Raw genomic sequence first — 4406 nt, forward strand, 5'->3', positions numbered from 1 at the left:
AAGAGCAGCGCCCGCGCCCGGATCTCGTCCGCGCCCGGCTCCTGCTGCGCGCCGGCCGCGTCAGCGGCGAGGTAGCCCGCCGGAAGCGACGGCACCGCCGCGACCTCGCGCCACCAACCCGCCCGCAGCACCGCCCGCCGGGCCTCCGGCTCCGGGCCCCGCGCGTCGTCCTCGCGCTCCTGGCGCTCGACCTCGTCGGCCAGTCCCGCTCGTAAGGGCCTGGCTTCCTGCTCTGTCATGATCGACATGTCGGTGTCCTCTCACCAGGTCTCCGACAGCGGCCCCGACCTCTCACCGTCGGGGCCACCGCCCGGCCTGGTCTCTCACCACCAGGTCGGGCACCTGCGTTTTCGCAGGTCGGCAGCGCCTTGACACACCCACCCTCCGGGCCGGTTAATGCCTAGGCGTTATTGAGAATGCACCGCCACAGGCGTACTGTCAATAACGACTAGTCGATAGGGTGGCTGCAGTAGGCCGCACCAGAGAGAGGAGGGCCCATGAGTAGTTCCGGGGACATCGCCGCCGACCTGCGCCGCCGCATCGGCGCCGGGGAGTACGAGCCGGGCAGCAAGCTGCCGACGAATCAGGACCTGATGACCGCACACGGCGTGTCCAAGGCGACCGTTACGAAGGCCATCAGCGAACTTGCCGAGGAAGGACTCGTGTACACCGCCAAGCGGGGCGGCACCCGGGTCCGGCACCGCGCCCCGGTTCGCCTGCCGCTCAGCCGATACAGCCGGGCACTCGCCCCTGGCGGGATGCGCGGCCCGTGGGAAACGGCGACAGCAGAGGCCGGCGTGGACGGCGTTATGCAGCTGGTCCACGTCGAGCCCGTCGAGGCTCCCGAGGATCTGGCGGCGCTGCTGAAGCTCGCGCCGGGGGAGAGCCTGGTCTACCGACTGCGTCACGCGGTCATCCGACCGGATGACCTCGTTCAGGTACAGCACGCCTGGTATCCGCGAGACATCGCGGAGGCCGCCGGTATCGACTCGACGGAGAAGATCGAGGGCGGGATTTATCGCAGGCTCGCGGCGGCTGGACATCGCAGGGCGAGGGCCAGCGAGACTGTGGCCGTACGGATACCGTCCGCCGACGAGGCCGCACTACTCCGTGTCGGCGGACGGGTCTCAGTCATCACCCTGGAGCGAATCACGAAGGATGAGGCCGGCCGCCCTATCGAGGTTCTGCGGGCAATCGCTGCGGCCGACCGAGTCGCCTATACGTATGACGACCTACCCCTACTACCCACGCCGGAGGCATGACCATCGCTGCGAAAAATGACGGGTCGCAGGGCGCTGTATCCGCAGCGGAGAGTTCCTACGACGCTGCGATAAAAGAATTGCACCGCCAAGAAGTAGCCCTAACGCTTCGATCTCGAAAAGGGCTGCATTACGCATCCATCGGAGACGATCGCAGGGGAAATAATCTTGTGGCTTTCAATGGCGAGATTATCGGCGAGACGTACACCAAATCCTCAGGGGTATTGCACGAGTGGTACGCAATTCCTTTGAACGGCGACGAGATAGGGCCATTCATCACGGCCCGTGCAGCAGCGGCCGGCCTCAAAAACCAGTAACGCCGGGCCCCAGTTCTGGGACCAGAGGCCACGGGGCGTAGTGTCGCCCTCACAAAAAGTTAATGCCCGCCGTACTCCACACAGGACTGGCATCCGAAGTGTGGCGGCGGGCGACCGGGATAGGTCTCCGTCGAGTGTACCCACGAGTCGTGCGGTCCACCGTGCGGAGCCGGATAAGGACAGCGCATGGGGTACGCCCCTGACCGGTATGGCCCTGAAGTTCGGCGCGGCGGCGGTCTGCCGTTCGGCCAGTTCGTTTCGCAGTGGGCGTGTGATCCCCGGTACTCGACCAACCTGCGGACGCTCTACACGATCCTGATCACGTACGCGGACACCGGCGGCCGGGACACCAGCCGGGGGCGGCCGTGGCGTCAGGAGCTGGCGGCGCAGCTCGGCAAGTCGGTCAAGACCCTGGACCGCACGGTGCTGGAAGGCGAGTGCGCGGGTGTGTGGTGGATCGAGCACCGGAGCGACCCGACCGACCCGAAGCTGAACGACGCGAACATCTACCACCTGCGGGATGCCGAGTTCTGGCGGGGGGAGTGGACCGATCCGCTCGCCCCGGGGCAGAGCGCTGCGGACGCTGCTGACGCCGTGGTGAAGGAGCGGGTGGAGGCCAAGCGGAAGGCCGGGATCAAGCCGAAGGGTGGCCGCAAGGCAGGCGCACCGAAGAAGAAGGGGGCGGGGGTGGCGTCACCCATGACGCCACCCCCAGACGGGGAGGGTGGCGGGGGGGGGGGGGCCCCCCCCCCCCCCCCCCCCCCCCGGGGGGGGGGGGGGGGCGCGGGCCCCCCCCCCACCCCTGGCGTCACCCATGACGCCAGTGTGGCGTCACCCATGACGCCCAATATCGATAGCCCAGTCCAGAGCCCTGATCCAGAGCCCGAGTCCGAGTCCCGTCCGTCCCTCCCTGCGGGTAGTGGCGCGCGCGAGGCGCAGCCGCCTGCGGCGGGGACGGACGGACGGGGCGGCGGCGTCGAGCAGGACCAGGAGGACGGGCCCGTACCGGCCGGGGAGAGCCCGGGGGTGGTGACGGGTGCCACGGGCACCGCGGATTCGATGCCGGAGGACAAGACCGCAGCAACAGCGGGGGGCGGCTTGGCCGGTGGTGTGGTGCGGGTGGATTCACCGGGCGTACGGCTGCTGATGAGCGCGGCCGACGAAGAGACCCGCGCCGATCTGCTGCGGGGGACCGCGATGCGGGACCAGGGCCTCATGTGCGATGGGCTGCTGGAGGCCGGGCACAGCCCGGACACCATCCGCGCGATCATCGGCATGCAGATGCCCGCCACCATCACGACGTCCAGGAGCGCGATCGTCTCCGGTCGGCTGCGGAAGCTGAGCGCGTTGCCCCCAGTGACGGCGACCGTTCCGCACCAGACGGCCGGCCCGGACCACCCGGTCGGACCGGCGGCCGGGGAGGGGCATCGGTGGGAGGACACCCTCACCCCGACAGCCCCGGCGTGGGCCGACGTGGTCCAGGAGCGCGAGCAGCTGCGCCACGGTATCGAGCGGCTGGTGAGCTGCGAGGGCGACGACGGCCTGTGCCCGACCCTCGCCGTGATCGGGGAGACCCGCTGCGCCCGTCACCTCGGCTGGCCGTTGTGCCCCGGGACGTCCGAGTACACCTGCACGGCCCGTACCCGTACCGGCGCGCAGTGCGAGACCTGCGCCCACCAGGCGCACTACGCGCCGCCCCTGGACGACGAAGAGACCGTGCCGTTCCCGTTCATGAGCGACCCCGACCCCGAGCCGGAAGGCACTTGCTCCGGCCACAGTGAGCCCTGCGGCCGGCCGGTGGTCGCAGAGGGGCTGTGCGTCCGGTGCCGTATCGCTGCGCAGCGCGACCGGGACCGCATCGAGGAAGAGTTCCGCGCGGCCCGGGAGGCCGCCGTGGCCGCCGTGGCCGCACTGGAAGCACAAGAGACACAGGAAGCACACGCGGCCAAGGAGACCGCTCCTGCGCCGTTCTGACGGCCTATCTCCCGTCCCGGGCCCCCCTCGGTCGCCCGGGACGGTGATCGTTCCGCAGAGAGCTGTACAGACCCGTTGGTCGTCGCGGGGCAGGGGGTTGCGGATCGAGCGCCCTGTCCTGACGAGAGCGAAACTGTGAAGTGACTTACATCACATGGTCGCAGACTGCGATGAACTGCGATGTTGGCTCTGACCAGCCGGAAACGACGGTCCTGAAACCATGAATAGGGCCTCTGACCTGCGAAGCGCACAAGTTTGTGCGCTGGATTGAGGACCTACAGTGGTGCTGTCGCAGCGCGCTCCGGACGCGCTGCGGACACATTCCGTGACGCCCAACAGGTGCACCGGACCGGTCTCCGCCCGACGTGCGTCAGGGGGGCCGGCTGCGAGCGCCGAGGGGTTGCGGGGCTTGGTCCCGGCCGGCGCATGGTGCCGTCGTCGCCCCGGTCGGGGCTCTCTGTTCACCTGGCTCGAATCCGGAGATCCGTCATGTCCTCGCTCGTTCTGCTTGTCGCGCTGCTCCTGGTGCTCGTTGTCGTGCAGGGTCTCGGTGCGCTGGCCTACATCGCGCACCGGCACCCGCAGACCGCTACCCCGATCGGTCTCGTCCTGTGTGGGGCCGGCGTGCTGGCGACCGTCGTAGTGCCGATCGTTGTCCGGTGACCCGGGCCGTGGTGTTCGTGTACGTCACCGTTCGGTGTTGTACGTCATCGGGTTGACGTACGAGTCGGTGTGGAATTCGCGGGCATTTTCAATTCCCTGTCCGGCGCTTTTTGGGGGTGGCTGGGGTTGGTTCCAGTTTTGGTCTGGGGGTGTTTTTGATGCGTTTTCAGGAATGGTCCTTGGTGGGTTTGTT

At 68.6% G+C, this 4406-nt stretch carries 4 protein-coding genes and 1 pseudogene; 4 read left to right on the forward strand and 1 reads right to left on the reverse strand.

From position 1 onward, the window contains the following. Positions 1 to 248: pseudogene (locus ACFUJY_RS35080) on the reverse strand (hypothetical protein); the annotation flags it as partial. A 249-nt stretch (positions 249 to 497) separates the two neighbouring features. Here ACFUJY_RS35080 and ACFUJY_RS35085 point away from each other — a divergent pair. The 4 genes from ACFUJY_RS35085 to ACFUJY_RS35100 all read left to right on the forward strand — a co-directional run bounded on the left by ACFUJY_RS35085 (position 498) and on the right by ACFUJY_RS35100 (position 4213). Beyond that, the gene (locus tag ACFUJY_RS35085) at positions 498 to 1262 is read left to right on the forward strand and encodes a GntR family transcriptional regulator (RefSeq protein ID WP_383307232.1); all 765 of its coding nucleotides are present in this window, start codon (positions 498 to 500) and stop codon (positions 1260 to 1262) included. Then, complete coding sequence (locus tag ACFUJY_RS35090; protein WP_383307234.1) at positions 1259 to 1576, forward strand: hypothetical protein; 318 nt, start codon at positions 1259 to 1261, stop codon at positions 1574 to 1576. The genes ACFUJY_RS35085 and ACFUJY_RS35090 overlap by 4 nt, the downstream gene beginning before the upstream one ends. A 1119-nt stretch (positions 1577 to 2695) precedes the next feature. Next, complete coding sequence (locus ACFUJY_RS35095; RefSeq protein ID WP_383307236.1) at positions 2696 to 3550, forward strand: hypothetical protein; 855 nt, start codon at positions 2696 to 2698, stop codon at positions 3548 to 3550. 489 nt (positions 3551 to 4039) lie between these two features. Continuing rightward, on the forward strand, positions 4040 to 4213 hold the full coding sequence (locus tag ACFUJY_RS35100; protein WP_383307238.1) for a hypothetical protein: 174 nt from the start codon (positions 4040 to 4042) through the stop codon (positions 4211 to 4213). The last annotated feature ends 193 nt before the right edge of the window (positions 4214 to 4406 follow it).

Source organism: Streptomyces sp. NPDC057249 (assembly GCF_042669245.1).
GTDB lineage: Bacteria > Actinomycetota > Actinomycetes > Streptomycetales > Streptomycetaceae > Streptomyces.

Coding starts and splice junctions, on each gene's coding strand:
- ACFUJY_RS35100 (WP_383307238.1), top strand. CDS start 4,040: ATGTCCTCGCTCGTTCTGCTTGTCGCGCTGCTCCTGGTGCTCGTTGTC.
- ACFUJY_RS35085 (WP_383307232.1), top strand. CDS start 498: ATGAGTAGTTCCGGGGACATCGCCGCCGACCTGCGCCGCCGCATCGGC.
- ACFUJY_RS35090 (WP_383307234.1), top strand. CDS start 1,259: ATGACCATCGCTGCGAAAAATGACGGGTCGCAGGGCGCTGTATCCGCA.